This window comes from Rhodopseudomonas palustris, assembly GCF_034479375.1.
Classification (GTDB): domain Bacteria; phylum Pseudomonadota; class Alphaproteobacteria; order Rhizobiales; family Xanthobacteraceae; genus Rhodopseudomonas; species Rhodopseudomonas palustris_M.
Genome location: NZ_CP140155.1, coordinates 3606584 through 3624698 on the forward strand (window position 1 = coordinate 3606584; position 18115 = coordinate 3624698).

Here is an 18115-nt window from a genome sequence, read left to right on the forward strand (position 1 = left end):
CCGGTTGTGGGGCGGTTATGGTTTCCGGTTCGTTAACGGACGCCGGCTAGGATCCGGCCAGGAACACAGCCAGCGATTCGTCATGCATATCGTCTGCCCCCATTGTACGACATCCTATGCGATTGATCCGGCAAAACTGGGTGACACCGGCCGGACCGTGCGCTGTTCCCGCTGCAAGGAAGTCTGGCTGGCGCGTCCGGAGGACGTGATCCAGAGCGAGGCGCGCGTCGCGGCGATGACGGCCGAGGACAAGCAGCCGACCGACGATCTCGCCGCCGATGCCGGCTGGGGCCTGACCGACGACGACCAGGACACGCCGGTCGTCGACAGCCCGCCGATCGCAGCCGAACTGCCGACAGTCGAAGATCGCACGACGCCCGAACCGGAGCCAGATGCGGATGCGGATGCGGATGCGGAAGTCGTGCCGCGCGCGGGCCGCAAGCGCAGCAAGCGCTCGTTCGGCGCGCGCCGTCCCAAGGGGCTGAAGGCGCTGCTGGAGCCGCTCAAACAGGATCCGATCGGGACGATCAAATCGGCGTTCACCGCCTCGACCGCCTGCGCGGCGTTCGGCGCGCTGGCGCTGGGGCTGCTGATCTGGCGCGCCGACGTGGTGCGGCTGCTGCCGCAGACCGGGACGTTCTACCGGCTGGTCGGGTTCGAGGTGAATCTGCGCTCGCTGGCGATCAAGGACGTCAAGATCAGCCGGGAGACGGTGGAGTCCAAGCCGGTGCTGGTGATCGAAGGCATGATCATGGGGCTCGGCCGCAAGCCGGCGGATCTGCCGCGACTGCGCTTCGTGGTCCGCGACGAGCGCGGCACCGAAATCTACGCCTGGAACGCGGTGCTGGAGCAGACCGTGCTGCGGCCCGGCGAACAGGCCTGGTTCCGCTCGCGGCTGGCGTCGCCACCCGCCGAAGCCCGCTCGATCGACGTGCGCTTCTTCAACCGGCGCGATATCATGACCGGGGGCGCATGACGCCGATCCGATCCATCCGCGTGCCGGCCGGCCGCACGACGGCGCAAGCTGGGACCGAGTGATGTCGCGAATCCTGATCGCCGACGATGAAGAATCGATGCGCCTGCTGGTGGCGCGCGCCATCGGCATGGACGGCCACGAGACCGTCACCGCCCAGGACGGCAGCGAGGCGCTGGAGATCCTGATCGAGAATGCGGGCCGGTTCGACCTGCTGCTGACCGACATCAAGATGCCGATCATGGACGGCATCGCGCTGGCGCTGGCGGCGGCGCGCGATTTCCCCGACCTCACCATCCTGCTGATGACCGGCTTCGCCGATCAGCGCGAGCGCGCCTCCGGGCTCGACGCCCTGATCCACGACGTCATCACCAAGCCGTTCTCGGTGGCCGACATCCGCAACGCGGTGGCCGCCGCGCTGGCGGCGAAGAAGACGGGCTGATCACCAGCGCCGGACCGCAGCGCGCCCCCTCTCCCGCTTGCGGGAGAGAGCTGGGGTGAGGGCGAGCCGAGCACTGACTCAGACGCTCGTTGATAGGAGTGCCCTCACCCGGATCGCTGCGCGATCCGACCTCTCCCGCAGGCGGGAGAGGTTGCGCCATGCTCGGCGTTAGCTAATCGCCCTAATAATCCTTCAGCAGCCGCTCGATGTAATCGAGTTCGATCTGCGGCCGCACCGAATCGCCGAGGCGGCGGCGTAGTTCTTCGAGGATGCGGCGGACGCGCTGGACGTCGATCTCGCCGGGAATCTTCACCGTGAGATCGTCGCCGAATTCGCGGCCGCGCAGCGGCCGGCCGAGCGGGTCGGTGTTGGCGCCGCTGCTCTGCTGGCGGCCGGGACGGTTGCCCTGGCCTTCGCCCTGGCCGTCACCCTGCTGCATCGCCTCGGCGAGCTTCTGCGCGCCCTTGCGTAGTGCGTCGAGCGCGCGGCCCTGCGAGTCGACGGCGCCGCTGGCATTGCCTTCGCCGAGCCGGCCCTCGGCGTCGCCCATCGCGGACTCCGCCTGGTCGAGACCGCCCTCGCCCTGCTCGCCCTGTTCGCCTTGCTGACCCTGGCCCTGCTCGCCCTGCTGGCCGCGCGGGCTCTGACCGAGACCCCGCTTGGCGAGTTCCTGCTGCAATTTGCGCAGCCGCTCCTGCAGGTTCTGCTGATCCTGCTGCAGGTCGCCGAGGCTCTGCTCGCCGTTCTGGCCGCGCATCCGGTCGCGGCGCTGATCCTGGCCTTCCTTGAAGGTCTTGTCGCGCAATTGCTGCTGCTTGCGGATCATGTCGCCGAGTTCGTTCATCGACTGCTGCATGTCGTCGTCGCCGCCCTGGCCGGGCTGCGCCATCTGCAGGTTCTCGAGCATCTGGGCGAGCTGTTCGAGCAACTGCTTGGCGGCATCCTTGTCGCCGGAGCGCGACAGCCGCTCCATCCGCTCGATCATGTTGTTGAGATCCTGCTGCCGCATCACCTTGGTGTTCGGATCGAGCGGGCGGGCGAGCTGCTGCGGATTGTTCTTCATCTGCTCGGCGAGCTGGCGCATGAAATTGTCGAGCGCGGCGCGCAGGTTCTCGGTGAGCTTCTTGATCTCCTCGTCGGAGGCGCCGCGTTCCAGCGCCTGCTTCAACGCGTCCTGCGCGGCGCGCAACGCCTTCTCCGCGTCCGACGTTTCGCCGTCCTCGATCGCCAGCGCGAGCGACCAAAGGCTGGCGACGACCTCACGTAGCGCGTCGTCGGTGCGGGCGCGTTCGAGCTGGTCGGCGACGCTGTAGAGGCCGAGATACTGGCCGGCGTCCGGCGTGAACGCTTCCGGCGCGATCATCAGCGCGTCGAGCGCGGTGTAGACCTGCGCGTTCTTGGTAGCGTCGAGCGCCAGAATGCGGCGCTGCTCGATCAGCGCCCGCGCCAGCGGCTTGGTGAACAGCCGCTCCGGCAGCCGCATCTTATGCGGCTCGCTGCGGCCTTCATTGCCGGCCTCGTCCTTCGCGGTCAGCGTCAGCGTGACTTCGGCGCCCGCATAGGGATCCTCGCTGAGATCCTTCACGGTCTGGCCGACGCCGGCGCGGGTCCGCGCATTCGGCAGCGTCAGCGCGAATTGCGGCGGCTCGTACAGCGGCCGCGGCGTGTCGCTGCTCTGCTCGTCCGCCGACGGCGCCTTGCTGACCAGCGCGTGCGCTTCGGTGATGCCGTAATCGTCTTCGAGCTTGTAGGACAGTTGCAGCGAGCCGCGAGCCTGCCGCTCCGGATCCTTGGCCAGAGCGATCGACGGCGCGTGATCGGCCGTCACCTTGAACGCCCATTGCGGCTGGCCGGACGGGGCGCGGACATGCGCGGTGCCGTCGCCGGTGATCTTGTAATGCCGCTCGCTGGTGCCCGCAGGCGCCTGGCCCTCCGGCTGGGCCTCGACGATGCCGCCCGTCACCGCGACGTCGAGCGCGCCGCCGCTGGACCGCACCAGCAGGATCGAGCCGGCCGGCACCGGCAGCGCGGCCTGGTTCTGCGCGGCGAGGTCCTTGTTGGCGGCCGACAGAATGATCGGCGGCTTGTTGGTGTAGACCGGCGGCGTCACCCAGGCGTCGACACGAACGTTCGGGGCGGCCAGCGCGCCGTTCCAGTCGAACGCCGCGGCGACGCGCGAGGTCCGTTCCTCGCCTGCGGCGATGAAGGTCGCGACCAGCAGCACCGCGACCAAGGCGCGCAGCGCCCATGGATCGTGCTTCGGCAGCCGCGGCTCCGGCAGCCCGGCGCGAATCCCCTGCAGCGCCGCCAGCATGCGCTCGCGCTGCGCCCGCCACAGCGCCTGCGCCACCGGATCGCTGGAGGCCAGCGTATCGGTCAGGGCGGTAGCGGGGCGATGCTTCAGCCCGGTGTTGCGATCGAGCCGGGACAGCGCCTCGTCGCGGCTCGGCCAGCGGAACCTGACGACGGGGTAGAGCGCGGCCAGCGCCAGCGCCGCGAACAGCACCAGGCCGCCGATGCGCCCGGTGAACGGCAGCGCCAGCCACAGCCCGGCCCAGGACGCCGCCAAAAAAAGCCCGACGACGCTCAGCAGCCGGACCAGAAGCGGCCAGCTCCGTTCCCAGGCGATCGCGATCGTCGCGCGCTGCAGCGCCGTGGCCAGTCGCAGCCGCGCGGTCGCGTCTGGATCGCGCGGGGGCTGTGACGGGTCGGGACTGCGTCCGCTCAACTATCTCTCCGGGTTGCAACCAGAACAGCCTACCACGGCGGCGGCAATGAGGCACCTTGCACCAGCGCAGGCCGCCGCGGGTTGTCCCACACGAATGCGTGACGGACGCGCCGGCAGTCCGTAACGTCCGCGCCATTCCAACAAGAGGACCCACGATGGACAAGACGACGCACGACAAGGGGCTCGAGATCCGCAAGGCGGTGCTGGGCGAAGCCTATGTCGAGAACGCGCTGAAGAACGCCGACGACTTCAACAAGCCGTTCCAGGAACTGGTCACCGAATATTGCTGGGGCGCGATCTGGGGCCGCGAGGAACTGCCGCGCAAGACCCGCAGCATGCTCAACCTGGCGATGATCGCGATCCTGAACCGGCCGCACGAACTGCGCGCCCACATCAAGGGCGCGCTGACCAACGGCGTGAGCCGCGACGAGATCCGCGAAATCTTCATGCAGGTCGCCTGCTACGCCGGCGTGCCGGCCGGCGTCGACAGCTTCCGCATCGCCCGCGAGGTGTTCGCCGAGATCGACAAGGGGTGACGCGCCGAGGCGACGTGGCGCGCTACAACATCCGCGGCAGCACGTCGGCCTTCGGGTTCCGGTCGAAGAAGCGGTGCTTCAGCGCGCCGAGCACATGCAGCCCGACCAGCGCCAGCAGGGTGTAGGCCAGCGTCTTGTGCAGGAACTGAAAGACCCGGAACCAGTCATCGTTCTTCGGCAGCAATTCGGGAAGATGAATGCCGAAGAACGTCACCCCGTCGCTCTGGGTGAAGCTGCTGGACATCGCATAGCCCATCAGCGGCACGATCAGCAGCAGCGCGTAGATCGCCACATGCACGACATGCGAGAGCACGCGCTCCTGCGCCGGCAGTTCGGCCGGCCCCGGCAGGCGCGACGTCGCGCGGATGCCGAGCTGAATCAGCACGACGAGGAAGACCAGCACGCCGAATGATTTGTGCAGCGGATAGAGCTGCTCGAATTTCGCGGCGGTCTCGTCGTCGAGCGACGTCATCGTCCAGCCCGCCCCGATCAATCCGAGGATCAGCAGCGCGCGCAGCCAGTGCAGGATGCGGAGCGTCGCGGGATATTTGTCGACGACATCGTCGTGCGTGGCCTGGCTCATGTCCTGATTGTCCTGGATCGACGTGGATGCGGGCGCGAGCCCGGCCTGCGATGGCGGCGGCGGTGTTGAGCGGTGCGCTGATGGCGAATCTAAGGCTCGCGCATGGCGTGCAGCCGCGTGGGTCGCGCTTTGCCGTGCCGCGAACCGACCAGCCGCCGCCTAGCGCGCCGCGTTAAGGTTGATCGGTTAGGTTAAGCAATGGTTTGCGTTGCCGCGGCGCGGCGGATCGATACGGTCACCACGTCGCGCGAACTGGTCGGCGAGGCCGCACTCCCGGCCACGATTGCAATGCGCGATCCGGGACCGCCAGCTTTTGTCCGCCGCGTTCTGGCGGTCCCACCCCTTACTCTTGCTATCAGCGAATTTAGAGGCGGCGCGTCACAGCCACGGCGCCGGCTGATCCAGCGCGATCAGTTGCTCGACCTCGATGCGGGGGCGCACCACCGCGAACTGATCGTCCTTGACCAGCACTTCGGGCACCAGCGCGCGGGTGTTGTAGGTACACGCCTGCACCGCGCCATAGGCGCCCGCCGTCATGATCGCGATCAGGTCGCCGGATTTCAGCTCCGGCAGTTGGCGGTCGAGCGCCAGGTAATCGCCGGTCTCGCAGACCGGGCCGACGACGTCGGCGGTGATCGTCTTCGCGCCCGGCAGAGGCTCTGCGACCGGCAGGATCTCGTGATAGGCCTCGTACAGCGTCGGCCGGATCAAATCGTTCATCGCCGCGTCGATGATGACGAAGGTCTTGCCGTCGCCGTGCTTCACATAGATCACCTGCGCGACCAGGATGCCGGCGTTGCCGACGATCATCCGGCCCGGCTCGAACAGCAGCGCGCAGCCGAGATTGTGGGTGACGCGCTTGACCATCTCCGCATAGGCGAACGGCTCCGGCGGCGCGGCGCGGTCCTCGTAGTACGGGATGCCGAGACCGCCGCCGAAATCGACGTGGCTGATCGTGTGACCATCGCCGCGGAGCTGGTGCACGAATTCGGCGACGAGGCGGAACGCCGATTCCATCGGCGCCAGATCGATGATCTGGCTGCCGATATGGACGTCGACGCCGGCGATCTGGAGACCGGGGAGCTTGGCGGCGCGGGCATAGACGTCGCGGGCGTGCGCCAGCGGAATGCCGAACTTGTTCTCGGATTTGCCGGTCGAGATCTTGGCGTGGGTGCCGGAATCGACGTCCGGATTGACCCGGATCGAGATCCGCGCGACGCGCCCGGTCTCGACCGCGAGCCGCGATAGTAATTCCAGCTCGGGCTCGGATTCGACGTTGAGGCACTTGATGTCATGCGCCAGCGCGGCGCGCAGTTCGGCCTCGGTCTTGCCGACCCCGGAGAACACGATCTTGCTCGCCGGAATGCCCGCGGCCAATGCGCGCTGCAATTCACCGCCCGAGACGACGTCGGCGCCGGCGCCGAGCTTCGCCAGCGTGCGCAGCACCGACTGGTTGGAATTGGCCTTCATCGCGTAGCACACCAGCGCGTCGGTGCCGGCGAAGGCTTCGCTGAAGACGCGGTAGTGCCGCTCCAGCGTGGCGGTGGAGTAGCAATAGAACGGGGTGCCGACCGCGCGCGCGATCGAGGCAAGACCGACGCCTTCGGCATGGAGGGCGCCGTCGCGGTAGTCGAAATGACGCATCGCGGATCAGTCCAGCAGCGGGTCGAGGATGATGCGCTTCTTCTGGCCTTTGGCGGCGACCGGCGGCGCGTTGGTGCCGTAGGACGAATCGAACACGTCGCCCTTGGCGGCGGGTGCGGAGGAAGGCGCGGACGACGACGTCTCGGCGGCGCCGGACGGCAGGTCCAGCCCGCCTTTACGGCCGCAGCCCGCAAGGGCCAGCGTCGCCACGGCAATCACAACAAGCGCCCATCGCGATGGGCCGGCAGTGCGGTTCACGTCGTCAATCCCCAATTGCGGCCGCATCCTACAGAGATTGCCGCGCTCTGGCGAGACCCGGCGCGGCAGAGAATTATCCCGCGGCTTCCCGGTTCAGCCCAATTTCCGCTCTTTTTCCAGTCGCTTGAGCCACGCCTTGGCCTGCGCGCGGACGTTCTTCGGCGCCGTGCCGCCATAAGAGGTGCGGCTCTTCACCGAGGACTCGACGCTGAGCACCGCCAGCGCATCCTTGGTGATGCGCTTTTCCACCGCCTGCATCTCGGCGAGCGGCAGTTCGTGCAGCGCCAGGCCCTGCTTGGCGGCGAGGCCGACGATCCGGCCGGTGACATGGTGCGCGTCGCGGAACGGCATCTTCAGCGTCCGCACCAGCCAGTCGGCGAGGTCCGTGGCGGTGGCATAGCCCTCGCCGGCCGCCGCCCGCATCCGGTCGTGCTCGGGGACGAGGTCGCGGACCATCCCGGTCATCGCCCGGATCGCCAGCGACAGCGCGGCGAAGCCTTCCATCGCGCCCTGTTTGTCTTCCTGCATGTCCTTCTGATAGGCGAGCGGCAGGCCCTTCATCACGATCAACAGACCGTTGAGCGCGCCGATCACCCGGCCGGTCTTGGCGCGGACCAGCTCGGCGGCGTCCGGATTGCGCTTCTGCGGCATGATCGACGAGCCGGTGGTGAACTTGTCCGACAGCCGGATCAGGCCGACCAGCGGCGAGGTCCAGATCACGATCTCCTCGGCGAAGCGCGACAGATGCACCGCGCAGATCGACGCCGCCGACAGCGTCTCCAGCACGAAGTCGCGGTCCGACACCGCATCCAGCGAATTCGCCATCGGCCGGTCGAAGCCGAGCTTCTGCGCGGTGGCGTGGCGGTCGATCGGGAACGAGGTGCCGGCCAGGGCTGCTGCGCCGAGCGGGCTTTCGTTGAGCCGCTTGCGGGCGTCCTGGAAACGGCCACGATCGCGCGCCGCCATCTCCACATAGGCCATCAGATGATGGCCGAAGGTCACCGGCTGGGCGGTCTGCAGATGGGTGAAGCCCGGCATCACGGTGTCGGCCTGCTCCAGCGCCCGCTCCGCCAGCGCGAATTGAAACGCCGCCAGCGCCGCGTCGGTCTCGTCCAGCACGTCGCGGACGTAGAGCCGGAAATCGGTCGCGACCTGGTCGTTGCGCGAGCGCGCGGTATGCAGCCGCCCGGCGGCAGGGCCGATCAGCTCGGCGAGCCGGCTCTCGACGTTCATATGGATATCTTCGAGCGCGCGCTTGAAGGTGAATTTACCTGCGCCGATCTCTGACAGAATCGTGTCTAGACCCTTGCCGATATTTTTCGCATCGTTCGCCGTGATGATGCCCTGCGCGGCGAGCATGGCGGCATGGGCCTTGGACGCCGCGATGTCCTGGGCGTAGAGATGCCGATCGACGTCGATCGAGACGTTGATCTCTTCCATGATCGCGTCGGGGCGATCCGTGAACCGGCCGCCCCACATCTTGTTGCTCATCTTTCGCCGCTCACTGTCCGCCGCTCACGATCATGCTCGCCTCTGAATCTTTCGAACCACAAGTGACCGCCTGCGAGCCCGCGGCGCGTCCCTGTCCCGAGTGCCGATGACCGAGACCCAGCCCTCTTCCACTCCGCCGCGCCACGCCGGCCGCCGCACCATCATTCTGGCCGCGATCGCCGTGCTCGTCGTCGCCGGAGCAGCGGGGGTATACGGGATCGGCGGGCTGCAGCGCAATGCAGGCGATCCGACCTGCCGGCCGGCGGTCGCGCTGGCGCAGCAGCTCAAGCCGCTGGCGCGCGGGGAGGTTGCGGCGGTGACGATGGCCTCGGCGCCGCTGAAGCTGCCCGACCTCGTTTTCCAGGACGGCGCCGGCCAGCCGAAGAAATTGTCCGACTTCCGCGGCAAGACCCTGCTGGTGAACCTGTGGGCGACCTGGTGCGTGCCGTGCCGCAAGGAAATGCCCGCGCTCGACAATCTGCAGGGCAAGCTCGGCGGCAAGGATTTCGAGGTGGTGGCGATCAACATCGACACCCGCGACCCGGCCAAGCCGAAGAAGTTTCTCGACGACGAGAAGCTGACCCGGCTGAGCTACTTCACCGACGCCTCGGCCCGGGTGTTCCAGGACCTCAAAAGCGTCGGCCGCGCGCTGGGCATGCCGACCTCGGTGCTGGTCGACGGCAAGGGCTGCGAGATCGCCACCATCGCCGGCCCCGCCGAATGGGACAGCGAAGACGCACTGGCGCTGGTGCGGGCCAGCCTCACCCGCTGATCCGACGTCGCTGCCGGCGCAAAGCCCCCGCGACAAAAAGCCCTCGACGCACCGTCGGGAGTTTTCGTATTCGTTCGTCTTGCAGCAAGCCGCATCATGCGGCCGCAAAGAAATCAGGAGGAAGCGAATGTCCTATGTCGACGGGTTCGTCGTGCCGGTGCCGAAAGCCAAGCTCGCCGACTACACCAAGCTGGCGCGCAAGGCCGAGAAGGTGTTTCGCGAACACGGCGCAGTCGACTATCGCGAGTGGATCGCCGACGACGTCGAGCCCGGCAAGGTGACGTCGTTTCCGCGCAGCGTGAAGCTGAAGCCGGACGAGGTCGTGGTGTTTTCCTACATCGTCTACAAATCGCGCAAGCAGCGCGACCGGGTGATGGCCAAGGCGATGCAGGACCCGCGGCTCGGCGGGTTCGAGAAGGAAATGCCGTTCGACACCAAGCGGATGTTCTTCGGCGGCTTCAAGAAGCTGGTGTAGCGGCTGGCCGGCGGATCAGGCGGTGACGTTGACGTTGCCGCCGACGCCGGCGCCGACATTGGCGAGCGACGGCGAACCGCCCTGCCCGATGCCGAGCAGCGTCTGCACCGTGTCGCGCTCCATGCGCGCATTCGACGCCTGGATCGTCGTCGCGATCTGCATCTGCGTGCTGCTCGCCTGCATGCCGAGCGCCGCGGTGATCATGCTCATGTCCATGGCCGGACTCTAACAGGGAAGCGTTAACAGTCTTTAGCGTCGGCGCTTGCAAGCGATCAGCGGGGCGGCACCGCCATCCGCTACCGCCCTGTCTGTTCGTCTCTGAGGTGGAGCGCAAAACCATTTGCGCCGGGCGCGTCCAACCCGGGGCGCAGCTCCATGCTGGGGATCAGGTAGTCGCCGCCGTTCTGGCGTCGGTAGGGAATCGGCGGGGTGGTCGCGAGCGTGCGCATCCGCTCGCGCAGATGCTCGGCCGCCATCTCGAAGCCGGCCTGGTCGAGACGGCCCGCCTGATACACGACGAACGGCGGCAGCACGTCGTAACCCGGATAGAACAGAATGCCGTGATGGATCGGAAACAGCAGGTCGTCGATCGGCCCGTTGACGCCGCGGGCGCCGTAGTGCTGCTCCCAGCCGCCGATGGTCACCATCAGCATCGCGCGCTTGCCGGCCAGAACGCCTTCGCCGTAGCGATCGCCCCATCGCTTGTCGCTGTGCTCGCCGACCCCATAGGCGAAGCCGCAGGCGAACACCCGCTCGACCCAGCCTTTCAGAATTGCCGGCATGCTGAACCACCACAGCGGAAATTGCAGGATCAGGACGTCCGCCCAGAGCAGCTTGTCGATCTCGGCGCGGACATCCTGCGTCAACTCTCCGGCGTCGAAGGTCGCCTTGGAGGCGGCGGTCGGCAGTAGCCGCTCCTCGGAGGCCAGTCCCGGAAAGTCCGAGCGGTCGACCGTGGGCTTCCAGTTCTGGGCATAGAGATCGGACACCTGCACCTCGTGGCCCTGGCGACGAAGCTCCGCGACCGCGACGTCGCGCAAGGCGCCGTTCAATGAGCGCGGCTCGGGATGGGCGAATACCAGAAGGATTTTCACGGCAGGGCTCCCTGAATGATGACCAGGGCCTCCGGGTAGACCGGCAGCAACTATTCCGGTAGACGTCGAAATTCGATATGATTGTTCTGATGAATGGATAAATCGGCCGTCACGATCGAACGGATCCGGACCTTCGTGCGCATCGCCGAGCGGGGAAGCCTGTCGGCGGTCGCCCGCGACCTGAACGTCGGCCAATCCACCGTGACGCGGCAGTTGCAGGAGCTCGAAGCCGCGATCGGCGCGCCGCTGTTGAGCCGCACCACGCGCCGGGTGACGCTGACCGAAGAAGGCAGCCGCTATTACGCCCGCAGCGTCCAGATCCTGCGGCTGCTCGAGCAGGCGGGCGACGAAGCACTCGGCGCCTCCGGAGCGCCGGCCGGCACAATCCGGATCTCCTGCACGGCGTCGTTTGGCGTGCTCCACGCCAGCCGGCTGATCTTCGCGTTTCAGGATCGCTATCCGGAAATCGGGGTCGACTTCGGTCTCACCGATCAGCGCGTCGATCTGGTCCGCGAGGGCGTCGATTTGGCGATCCGGCTGGCGCCACTCACCGACAGTTCGCTGAAATTGCGCACGCTCGGCCACAGCCAGCGCCTGCTGGTGGCCTCCCCGGACTATCTGTCAGCCCACGGCAGACCCACGACGCCGCAGGATCTGTCCTGCCACCAGGGCATCCGCATGGTGAACGTTGCGGGCAGTGAGACGCTGGTGTTGCAGGGGCCGGATCAGGAGACCCATCGCGTCCCGTTCGGCGGCCGGCTCAGGGTCGACCATGGTCTCGCGGCCCGGGAAGCGATGATTGCCGGGCGCGGCATCGCGGCCACCCATCGCTGGCTGGTCGACGACCTGCTGGCCGCGGGCCGCCTCGAAGTCCTCCTGCCGGAGTATCGACTGGCAGCGGTGCCACTGAATTTGCTGATCGTGCCGGAGCGCGCCGGTATCGCGCGCGTCCGATTGCTGATCGACTTTCTGGCCGATCAGATCAGGACCGTGCCCGGGATCGTGTGACGATCTGAAGCCCTCGCCGGCGTTGAGTGTGCCGGCCCCTTCTCAGCAATCCGTCATGCCCGGGCTTGTCCGGGCATCCACGAACTAACAGACGAAGCCGGAAGAAACACGTGGATGGCCGGGACGAGCCCGGCCATGACGTCAGACAGATAACGATGAAGGACGCACCTGCGCTCAGCGCGTCGGGACCGGCTTGTCGCCGCGATAGTCGTAGAAGCCGCGTTGGGTCTTGCGACCGAGCCAGCCGGCTTCGACGTATTTCACCAGCAGCGGACAGGGCCGGTACTTGGAGTCGGCCAGGCCCTCGTGCAGCACCTGCATGATCGACAGGCAGGTGTCGAGGCCGATGAAATCCGCCAGTTCAAGCGGCCCCATCGGATGATGCGCGCCGAGCTTCATCGCCATGTCGATCGCTTCGACATTGCCGACGCCTTCGTACAGCGTGTAGATCGCCTCGTTGATCATCGGCAGCAGGATGCGGTTGACGATGAAGGCCGGGAAATCCTCCGACACCGCGATCTGCTTGCCGAGCTTGGTGACGAAGGCTTTCGCGGTCTCGAAGGTGGCGTCGTCGGTGGCGATGCCGCGGATCAGTTCGACCAGCTCCATCAGCGGCACCGGATTCATGAAATGAATGCCGATGAAGCGCTCCGGCCGGTCGGTCGAGGCGGCGAGCCGGGTGATCGAGATCGACGAGGTGTTGGAGGCGACGATCGCCTCCGGCTTCAGCGTCGCGCAGAGATCGTGGAAGATCTTGCGCTTGACCTCTTCCTTCTCGACAGCGGTTTCGATCACCAGATCGCAATCGGCGAGGCCGTCGAGCTTTTCGGTGGCGGTGATGTTGGCGAGCGCCGATTTGCGGGCGTCCTCGGTGATGACCTTCTTGGCGACCTGGCGCGACAGGTTGCCGTTGATGGTGGCCATCGCCGATTTCAGCCGATCGGCCGAGACGTCGTTCAGCACCACCTCGAAGCCGCCGAGTGCGGCGACATGCGCGATGCCGTTGCCCATCTGACCCGAGCCGATTACGCCGACCTTCTTGATTGCTGCCGCCATCTCGTCATCTCGTTGGGAGTCCGACCGCGCGATGCGCCGGCCGGTCAGTCTCGCATATTTCCGCGCCGAAGTCCGTTGCAACGGCGCGGGCCGACCGTATCACGGCAAAAATGAAAGCTTCTGCAACGGACCCGGCCGCGGCCGGATCCGTCCATCAGCCTCAGTCTACTTGCCGAGCTTGCCCAGTTCGTCGGTCAGTTCCGGCACCGCCTGATACAGATCGGCGACCAGACCATAATCGGCGACCTGGAAGATCGGCGCGTCTTCGTCCTTGTTGATCGCGACGATCACCTTGGAGTCCTTCATGCCGGCGAGATGCTGGATCGCGCCGGAAATGCCGATCGCGATGTACAGCTCAGGCGCCACCACCTTGCCGGTCTGGCCGACCTGCCAGTCGTTCGGCGCGTAGCCGGCATCGACCGCGGCGCGCGAGGCGCCGACGCCGGCGCCGAGCTTGTCGGCGAGCGGCTCGATGTATTTGGTGAAGTTCTCGCGGCTCTGCATCGCCCGGCCGCCGGAGACGATGATCTTGGCCGAGGCCAGTTCGGGCCGGTCGCTCTTGGCGACTTCCTCGCCGACGAAGGTGGAGAGGCCGGGATCGGCCGCCGCGGCCACCGGCTCGATCGCGGCACTGCCGCCCTCGCCGGTCGCCTGGAAGGTCGAGGTGCGGACGGTGATCACCTTCTTGGCGTCCTTCGACTTCACGGTCTGGATCGCGTTGCCGGCATAGATCGGCCGCTCATAGGTGTCGGGCGCCACCACCTTGATGATCTCCGACACCTGCATCACGTCGAGCAAAGCGGCGACGCGCGGCATCACGTTCTTGAAGCGCGAGGTCGCGGGCGCGACGATCGCGTCGTAGTTCGGCGCCAGCGAGACCACCAGCGCGGCCAGCGGCTCGGCGAGATCGTGCTCATAGATCGGCGCATCGGCCAGCAACACCTTGGCGACGCCCTGCAGCTTGGCGGCGGCTTCGGCGGCGGCCTTGGTGCCCTCGCCGCCACCGGCGACCAGGACGTGAACCTCGGCGCCCAGCGCGGTGGCCGCGGTCAGCGCCTTGTTGGTGGCGTCCTTGAGCTGGGCGTGGTCGTGTTCGGCAATCAGCAGCGTGGCCATCAGATAACACCCGCTTCGTTCTTGAGTTTGGATACCAGTTCGGCGACGTCCTTGACCTTGACGCCGGCCTTGCGGCCGCTCGGCTCGACGGTCTTGAGGACTTCCAGGCGCGGCGCGAGATCGACGCCGTACTGGTCCGCGGTCTTCTCGGCGATCGGCTTCTTCTTCGCCTTCATGATGTTGGGCAGGCTGGCGTAGCGCGGCTCGTTCAGCCGCAGATCGGTGGTGACGATCGCCGGGCCCTTCAGCTTCACGGTCTGCGAGCCGCCGTCGACTTCGCGCGACACCTGGAAGTCGGAGCCGTCGACCTCGAGCTTGGAGGCGAAGGTGGCCTGCGACCAGCCCAGCAGCGCGGCCAGCATCTGGCCGGTCTGGTTGCTGTCGTCGTCGATCGCCTGCTTGCCGAGAATGATCAGCCCCGGCTGCTCCTCGTCGGCGATCGCCTTGAGGATCTTGGCCACCGCCAGCGGCTCGACGATGCCCTCGGCCTTGACCAGGATGCCGCGGTCGGCGCCCATCGCGAGCCCGGTGCGCAGCGTTTCCGAAGCCTGCGCCGGTCCGATCGACACCACCACGATTTCGGTCGCCTTGCCGGCCTCCTTCAGGCGCAGGGCTTCCTCGACCGCGATCTCGTCGAACGGATTCATCGACATCTTGACGTTGGCGAGTTCAACGCCCGATCCGTCGCTCTTGACCCTGATCTTGACGTTGTAGTCGACCACCCGCTTGACCGGCACCAGAACCTTCATCGATCCTCTTTCGTGTTGCGCTGGGTTTATCTTGTCGTCTTAGTCGTGGCGGCGGAACCTAAAGCCCCTGCTATCGCCGGTCAACGCGCGAAAAGCCAAAACCGCCTATTCGAAACCGCCTATTCTAGCGGTTCTGGCCGGGAACCCAGAGAACGTCGCCGGCGCCGTCGTCGTTCACCGCGCGGCTGGCGACGAACAGGAAGTCCGACAGCCGGTTGACATATTGCACCGCCGCCGTGGTGATCTTCTCCTCCGGCTTCGCCGCGAGTTCCGCAATCACGCGTTCTGCGCGGCGGCATATTGTCCGCGCCAGATGCAGGTAGGCGGCGCCGGGCTTACCGCCGGGAAGCACGAATGACGTCAACGGCGCGAGACACTCGTTGAGCTGATCAATCTCGCGCTCCAGCCGCTCCACCTGGGTCGACAGCACCCGCAGCCGCTCGGCCTTGCCCTCGCGCTCCGGCACCGCGAGGTCGGCGCCGAGATCGAACAGATCGTTCTGGATCCGTCCCAGCATCGCGTCGATCTGCGGGTGACCCGCCAGATGCAGCCGCGCCACGCCGAGCGCGGCGTTGGTTTCGTCGACCGTGCCATAGGCGCTGATCCGCAGATCGTATTTCGGCCGGCGCTCGCCGGTGCCGAGCGCGGTGGAGCCGTCGTCACCGGTGCGTGTGTAGATACGATTGAGGACGACCATCGCGCAGGAACCTCGCAGCACGGAACGGCATGGTGAAAGCGGAAACCGAAGGGCCGTGGCTAGCGGCCCAGCGCCCAGACCGCAAGCATGGTCACGATGATCGCGACGAACTGCAACAGCACCCGCCACCGCATCAGCGACTGCGACCGGTTCGGCGATCCGCCCCGCATCATATTGATCAGGCCCAGCAGCAGGACCAACGCGACGGCGCCGAGGGCAATGGGTAGGAGAAACGTACTGAGGAACGTTACCATTCAGGTCTCATAACACCGCCAGCCGGGGCGCGCCATCCCGGCGCGGGCAACGAAGTCGGTTTGAGCAGGTTGGTAGCGATGCTAGACTCCGGCCCGCAACGTTCAGTCAGGTGACCAGTGAGGCAGATCCGCTACGTCTATGCGGTCGCGATGGACGCATTCTATACGTTTCTGGCCGATGACGGGTGGGCGATCGCGAGCCATATCGCGCTGTCCTCGCTGATGGCGCTGTTTCCGTTTCTGATCGTGCTGACCTCGGTGGCGGGCTTTTTCGGCTCCAAGGACCTCGCCGATCAGGCCGCGACCTTGATGCTGGACATCTGGCCGGCCCAGGTCGCCAGTACGCTGTCGGGCGAAATCCACGACGTGCTGACCACCACACGCGGCGACGCGCTGACGATCGGCCTGCTGCTGGCGCTGTATTTCGCCTCCAACGGCGTCGAGAGCCTGCGGGTCGCGCTGAACCGCGCCTATGCGGTGATCGAGGTGCGGCCCTGGTACATGTTGCGGCTGGAATCGATCGGCTACACACTGGTCGCGGCCTTCACCGCGCTGGCGATGGCGTTCCTGATCGTGCTCGGCCCGCTGATCCTCGCGACCGCCCGCCACTACGTGCCGCTGCTGGTCGAGGACAACCAGACGCTGCTGACGATCGCGCGCTACGGCATCGCGATCGGCACGCTCGTCCTCGCTCTGTTCATCCTGCACGCCCGGCTGCCGGCGGGGCGTCGGACAATCAGGCAGATCGTGCCCGGAATCGTCTTCACCATCGTGGCCTCGCTGGCATCGGGGATGGGATTCGGCCTGTATCTGGCGCGCTTCGCCAACAACTACGTCACGATGTATGCCGGTCTGGCCTCGGTGATCATCGCCCTGGTGTTTCTGTATTTCATCGCCACGATCTTCGTCTATGGCGGCGAACTCAACGCCGCGATCATCAAGTCGCGGCTGCCGGACGGCGTGACACTGCAAGCAGCGCAGTTGCGAGCGCGCGGGGAGACACCGGCTTGAGCAGAAAGGCGTCGGCGCCGGCCTGACGCGCCGCGGGTTCGTCCTGATCGCGGCCCGAAATGCCGATGATCGGAACCGCGCCGAGCGGCGGCGCGAGCGCGCGGATGGACTGAATCGCCTCCGGCCCGCTGATGCCGGGCAGCACCATGTCCATCAGCACGGCGTCGAAGCCGCCTTGGGCCAGCCGCTCGGGCGCCAGTTCGCCGCTGCCGACGAATTCGGTGTGGTGACCGAGTTCGGTGAGAATGGCGTTGAGCACGACGCGGCCGAACGGATTGTCCTCGACGCTGAGCAGCCGCATCGGGCGCGCGGGCCTGGCTAGATACGGCCCCGGCGTCGACGGCTGCGGCGGCCTGGCGCGCGCCAGCTTGATCGTCAACGTGAAGACGGTGCCGCCCTTCGGCCGCTGCGCCACCGCGACGTCGCCCTGCATCGCGCGCGCGATCTGCCGCACCGAGGACAGCCCGAGGCCGGCGCCGCCGAAGCGCGACGCGATGCTGACATTGGCCTGCGAGAACGGCTTGAAAAGTCGACGGATTTCCGCGAGCGACAGGCCGATGCCGCTGTCCGAGACCTCGAAACTCACATCGGCCTTGTCCCTGCCGGCCGCGGCCGAAGTGACCTTGAGCGCGACGTCGCCCTGCTCGGTGAACTTCACGGCGTTGTCGATCAGGTTCTCCAGCGCCGCGCGCAGCCGCACCATGTCGCCGACCACGAAGGCCGGCAGCCGCGACGAGATCGTCACCGTGGCGCGCAGGCCCTTGGCGGCAGCGCGGCCGGACAGCGAGTCGCCGGCGCTGCGCGCCAGCGCGCGGAGATCGAAGAACTCGCTGCGGACCCCCAGGCCGGTCGCGCCGAGCCGCGCGGCATCGACGAAAAGCGTAGCCAATCCAGAGAGATGCTCGGCTCCGGCCTTGATGGTATCGACCCAGCGGCGCTCGCGCTCGCCGAGATCGGAGGTCGCCAGCAGGTCGCTGACGGCGAGGATGCCGGTGAGCGGCGTGCGGACTTCATGCGCGAACGCCGCCAGCGCCGTCTCGACCATGCCGGGCGTTTCGGCCTTCCTGCGGGCGCGCTTCGCCGGCGACCGCTTGACCGGCGTCCGCCCGCTGCGCAGGGCGCGCGACTTCACTGCCATGGTTCCCCCGACCCCAACGCCCGGCACCATGCCATGGCGGCCTTAACGGAGCCATCGGGAAAACGTGAATCCGGCGGCTGCCGGCATGCG

Annotated in this window: 20 protein-coding genes; 7 read left to right on the forward strand and 13 right to left on the reverse strand. The window is 67.0% G+C overall.

Going from position 1 to position 18115, the window contains the following annotated elements:
* Positions 1-82: 82 nt before the first annotated feature.
* Together SR870_RS16285 and SR870_RS16290 are read left to right on the forward strand one after the other, a co-directional pair.
* Positions 83-976 carry an MJ0042-type zinc finger domain-containing protein gene (locus SR870_RS16285; RefSeq protein WP_322514583.1) on the forward strand — a complete coding sequence of 298 codons (894 nt, stop codon included), beginning with the start codon at positions 83-85 and terminating at the stop codon, positions 974-976.
* 61 nt (positions 977-1037) lie between these two features.
* Positions 1038-1415, forward strand: a complete 378-nt coding sequence (locus tag SR870_RS16290; protein WP_322514584.1) for a response regulator — start codon at positions 1038-1040, stop codon at positions 1413-1415.
* A 181-nt stretch (positions 1416-1596) separates the two neighbouring features.
* Here the strand turns inward: SR870_RS16290 and SR870_RS16295 are convergent, their stop codons facing one another.
* Positions 1597-4143 (reverse strand): TIGR02302 family protein, encoded by a 2547-nt coding sequence (locus SR870_RS16295; RefSeq protein WP_322514585.1) that lies wholly within the window; start codon positions 4141-4143, stop codon positions 1597-1599.
* A 155-nt stretch (positions 4144-4298) separates the two neighbouring features.
* Here SR870_RS16295 and SR870_RS16300 point away from each other — a divergent pair, with 155 nt between their 5' ends.
* A complete protein-coding gene (locus SR870_RS16300; RefSeq protein ID WP_322514586.1) occupies positions 4299-4679 on the forward strand; it encodes a carboxymuconolactone decarboxylase family protein in 381 nt (126 codons plus the stop codon).
* A gap of 22 nt (positions 4680-4701) precedes the next feature.
* Here the strand turns inward: SR870_RS16300 and SR870_RS16305 are convergent, their stop codons facing one another.
* From SR870_RS16305 to argH, 4 genes are all read right to left on the reverse strand, one after another.
* On the reverse strand, positions 4702-5262 hold the full coding sequence (locus SR870_RS16305; protein ID WP_322514587.1) for a cytochrome b: 561 nt from the start codon (positions 5260-5262) through the stop codon (positions 4702-4704).
* A 378-nt stretch (positions 5263-5640) separates the two neighbouring features.
* A complete protein-coding gene (gene lysA, locus SR870_RS16310; protein ID WP_322514588.1) occupies positions 5641-6906 on the reverse strand; it encodes a diaminopimelate decarboxylase in 1266 nt (421 codons plus the stop codon).
* Between the two features lie 6 nt (positions 6907-6912).
* Complete coding sequence (lptM, locus tag SR870_RS16315) at positions 6913-7164, reverse strand: LPS translocon maturation chaperone LptM (RefSeq protein ID WP_416221089.1); 252 nt, start codon at positions 7162-7164, stop codon at positions 6913-6915.
* Between the two features lie 93 nt (positions 7165-7257).
* Entirely contained in the window at positions 7258-8655 is a 1398-nt protein-coding gene (argH, locus tag SR870_RS16320) for an argininosuccinate lyase (protein ID WP_322514590.1), read from the reverse strand.
* 106 nt (positions 8656-8761) lie between these two features.
* On the opposite strand from argH, the gene tlpA reads away from it, so the two are divergent.
* On the forward strand, positions 8762-9427 hold the full coding sequence (gene tlpA / locus SR870_RS16325; protein WP_322514591.1) for a thiol:disulfide interchange protein TlpA: 666 nt from the start codon (positions 8762-8764) through the stop codon (positions 9425-9427).
* Positions 9428-9554: 127 nt separating this feature from the next.
* Positions 9555-9902, forward strand: coding sequence for a DUF1428 domain-containing protein (locus tag SR870_RS16330; RefSeq protein ID WP_322514592.1), 348 nt, complete (start codon positions 9555-9557; stop codon positions 9900-9902).
* A gap of 15 nt (positions 9903-9917) precedes the next feature.
* Here SR870_RS16330 and SR870_RS16335 read toward each other — a convergent pair whose 3' ends face one another.
* A complete protein-coding gene (locus SR870_RS16335; protein ID WP_322514593.1) occupies positions 9918-10118 on the reverse strand; it encodes a hypothetical protein in 201 nt (66 codons plus the stop codon).
* A gap of 80 nt (positions 10119-10198) precedes the next feature.
* The gene (locus SR870_RS16340) at positions 10199-10996 is read right to left on the reverse strand and encodes an NAD(P)H-dependent oxidoreductase (RefSeq protein ID WP_322514594.1); all 798 of its coding nucleotides are present in this window, start codon (positions 10994-10996) and stop codon (positions 10199-10201) included.
* 93 nt (positions 10997-11089) lie between these two features.
* Here SR870_RS16340 and SR870_RS16345 point away from each other — a divergent pair, with 93 nt between their 5' ends.
* Positions 11090-12004: a LysR family transcriptional regulator gene (locus tag SR870_RS16345; protein WP_322514595.1), complete on the forward strand. Its 915-nt coding sequence runs from the start codon at positions 11090-11092 to the stop codon at positions 12002-12004.
* A gap of 174 nt (positions 12005-12178) precedes the next feature.
* Here the strand turns inward: SR870_RS16345 and SR870_RS16350 are convergent, their stop codons facing one another.
* From SR870_RS16350 to SR870_RS16370, 5 genes are all read right to left on the reverse strand, one after another.
* Positions 12179-13060 carry a 3-hydroxybutyryl-CoA dehydrogenase gene (locus SR870_RS16350; RefSeq protein WP_322514596.1) on the reverse strand — a complete coding sequence of 294 codons (882 nt, stop codon included), beginning with the start codon at positions 13058-13060 and terminating at the stop codon, positions 12179-12181.
* Between the two features lie 165 nt (positions 13061-13225).
* Positions 13226-14176 carry an electron transfer flavoprotein subunit alpha/FixB family protein gene (locus SR870_RS16355; RefSeq protein ID WP_322514597.1) on the reverse strand — a complete coding sequence of 317 codons (951 nt, stop codon included), beginning with the start codon at positions 14174-14176 and terminating at the stop codon, positions 13226-13228.
* Complete coding sequence (locus SR870_RS16360) at positions 14176-14925, reverse strand: electron transfer flavoprotein subunit beta/FixA family protein (RefSeq protein ID WP_322514598.1); 750 nt, start codon at positions 14923-14925, stop codon at positions 14176-14178. The genes SR870_RS16355 and SR870_RS16360 overlap by 1 nt, the downstream gene beginning before the upstream one ends.
* A 124-nt stretch (positions 14926-15049) precedes the next feature.
* The gene (locus tag SR870_RS16365; protein WP_322514599.1) at positions 15050-15622 is read right to left on the reverse strand and encodes a cob(I)yrinic acid a,c-diamide adenosyltransferase; all 573 of its coding nucleotides are present in this window, start codon (positions 15620-15622) and stop codon (positions 15050-15052) included.
* Between the two features lie 59 nt (positions 15623-15681).
* Positions 15682-15876 carry a twin transmembrane helix small protein gene (locus SR870_RS16370; protein ID WP_322514600.1) on the reverse strand — a complete coding sequence of 65 codons (195 nt, stop codon included), beginning with the start codon at positions 15874-15876 and terminating at the stop codon, positions 15682-15684.
* Between the two features lie 117 nt (positions 15877-15993).
* Between SR870_RS16370 and SR870_RS16375 the strand changes: the two genes are divergently transcribed.
* On the forward strand, positions 15994-16887 hold the full coding sequence (locus tag SR870_RS16375; protein WP_322514601.1) for a YihY/virulence factor BrkB family protein: 894 nt from the start codon (positions 15994-15996) through the stop codon (positions 16885-16887).
* On the opposite strand, the gene SR870_RS16380 is transcribed toward SR870_RS16375, so the two are convergent.
* The gene (locus tag SR870_RS16380) at positions 16814-18025 is read right to left on the reverse strand and encodes an ATP-binding protein (protein WP_322514602.1); all 1212 of its coding nucleotides are present in this window, start codon (positions 18023-18025) and stop codon (positions 16814-16816) included. The two genes, SR870_RS16375 and SR870_RS16380, sit on opposite strands and share 74 nt — an antisense overlap.
* Positions 18026-18115 lie beyond the last annotated feature (90 nt).

Coding starts and splice junctions, on each gene's coding strand:
- SR870_RS16285 (WP_322514583.1), top strand. CDS start 83: ATGCATATCGTCTGCCCCCATTGTACGACATCCTATGCGATTGATCCG.
- SR870_RS16290 (WP_322514584.1), top strand. CDS start 1,038: ATGTCGCGAATCCTGATCGCCGACGATGAAGAATCGATGCGCCTGCTG.
- SR870_RS16300 (WP_322514586.1), top strand. CDS start 4,299: ATGGACAAGACGACGCACGACAAGGGGCTCGAGATCCGCAAGGCGGTG.
- SR870_RS16305 (WP_322514587.1), bottom strand. CDS start 5,262: ATGAGCCAGGCCACGCACGACGATGTCGTCGACAAATATCCCGCGACG.
- lysA (WP_322514588.1), bottom strand. CDS start 6,906: ATGCGTCATTTCGACTACCGCGACGGCGCCCTCCATGCCGAAGGCGTC.
- argH (WP_322514590.1), bottom strand. CDS start 8,655: ATGAGCAACAAGATGTGGGGCGGCCGGTTCACGGATCGCCCCGACGCG.
- tlpA (WP_322514591.1), top strand. CDS start 8,762: ATGACCGAGACCCAGCCCTCTTCCACTCCGCCGCGCCACGCCGGCCGC.
- SR870_RS16330 (WP_322514592.1), top strand. CDS start 9,555: ATGTCCTATGTCGACGGGTTCGTCGTGCCGGTGCCGAAAGCCAAGCTC.
- SR870_RS16335 (WP_322514593.1), bottom strand. CDS start 10,118: ATGGACATGAGCATGATCACCGCGGCGCTCGGCATGCAGGCGAGCAGC.
- SR870_RS16345 (WP_322514595.1), top strand. CDS start 11,090: ATGGATAAATCGGCCGTCACGATCGAACGGATCCGGACCTTCGTGCGC.
- SR870_RS16350 (WP_322514596.1), bottom strand. CDS start 13,060: ATGGCGGCAGCAATCAAGAAGGTCGGCGTAATCGGCTCGGGTCAGATG.
- SR870_RS16355 (WP_322514597.1), bottom strand. CDS start 14,176: ATGGCCACGCTGCTGATTGCCGAACACGACCACGCCCAGCTCAAGGAC.
- SR870_RS16360 (WP_322514598.1), bottom strand. CDS start 14,925: ATGAAGGTTCTGGTGCCGGTCAAGCGGGTGGTCGACTACAACGTCAAG.
- SR870_RS16365 (WP_322514599.1), bottom strand. CDS start 15,622: ATGGTCGTCCTCAATCGTATCTACACACGCACCGGTGACGACGGCTCC.
- SR870_RS16370 (WP_322514600.1), bottom strand. CDS start 15,876: ATGGTAACGTTCCTCAGTACGTTTCTCCTACCCATTGCCCTCGGCGCC.
- SR870_RS16380 (WP_322514602.1), bottom strand. CDS start 18,025: ATGGCAGTGAAGTCGCGCGCCCTGCGCAGCGGGCGGACGCCGGTCAAG.